General features: G+C 51.7%; 1 rRNA gene. It reads right to left on the bottom strand.

Annotated elements, in window-relative coordinates:
• Positions 1 to 1,179, bottom strand: a 23S ribosomal RNA gene (locus JOE25_RS26490); the annotation flags it as partial.
• Between the last annotated feature and the right edge of the window lie 29 nt (positions 1,180 to 1,208).

Here is a 1,208-nt window from a genome sequence, read left to right as displayed (position 1 = left end):
ACGCCTAAGCGTCGCTGCCGCAGCTTCGGTGCATGGTTTAGCCCCGTTACATCTTCCGCGCAGGCCGACTCGACCAGTGAGCTATTACGCTTTCTTTAAATGATGGCTGCTTCTAAGCCAACATCCTGGCTGTCTATGCCTTCCCACATCGTTTCCCACTTAACCATGACTTTGGGACCTTAGCTGGCGGTCTGGGTTGTTTCCCTCTTCACGACGGACGTTAGCACCCGCCGTGTGTCTCCCGTGATAACATTCTTCGGTATTCGGAGTTTGCATCGGTTTGGTAAGCCGGGATGGCCCCCTAGCCGAAACAGTGCTCTACCCCCGAAGATGAGTTCACGAGGCGCTACCTAAATAGCTTTCGGGGAGAACCAGCTATCTCCCGGTTTGATTGGCCTTTCACCCCCAGCCACAAGTCATCCGCTAATTTTTCAACATTAGTCGGTTCGGTCCTCCAGTTAGTGTTACCCAACCTTCAACCTGCCCATGGCTAGATCACCGGGTTTCGGGTCTATACCTTGCAACTATTCGCCCAGTTAAGACTCGGTTTCCCTACGGCTCCCCTATACGGTTAACCTTGCTACAAAATATAAGTCGCTGACCCATTATACAAAAGGTACGCAGTCACACCACGAAGGTGCTCCCACTGCTTGTACGTACACGGTTTCAGGTTCTATTTCACTCCCCTCGCCGGGGTTCTTTTCGCCTTTCCCTCACGGTACTGGTTCACTATCGGTCAGTCAGGAGTATTTAGCCTTGGAGGATGGTCCCCCCATATTCAGACAGGATGTCACGTGTCCCGCCCTACTCATCGAACTCACAGTTAATGCATTTTAGTGTACGGGACTATCACCCTTTACTGTGCGACTTTCCAGACGCTTCCACTAACACAAGAACTGATTCAGGTTCTGGGCTCCTCCCCGTTCGCTCGCCGCTACTGGGGGAATCTCGGTTGATTTCTTTTCCTCGGGGTACTTAGATGTTTCAGTTCCCCCGGTTCGCCTCATACGACTATGTATTCATCGTATGATAGTGCAACGAATTGCACTGGGTTTCCCCATTCGGGTATCGCCGGTTATTACGGTTCATATCACCTTACCGACGCTTATCGCAGATTAGCACGCCCTTCATCGCCTCTGACTGCCTAGGCATCCACCGTGTACGCTTAGTCACTTAACCTCACAACCCGAAGGTGTTTCCACTTTCGT

This window comes from Serratia sp. PL17 (genome assembly GCF_017832355.1).
Lineage (GTDB): Bacteria > Pseudomonadota > Gammaproteobacteria > Enterobacterales > Enterobacteriaceae > Serratia.
This window is presented reverse-complemented; position numbering and strand designations above follow the sequence as displayed.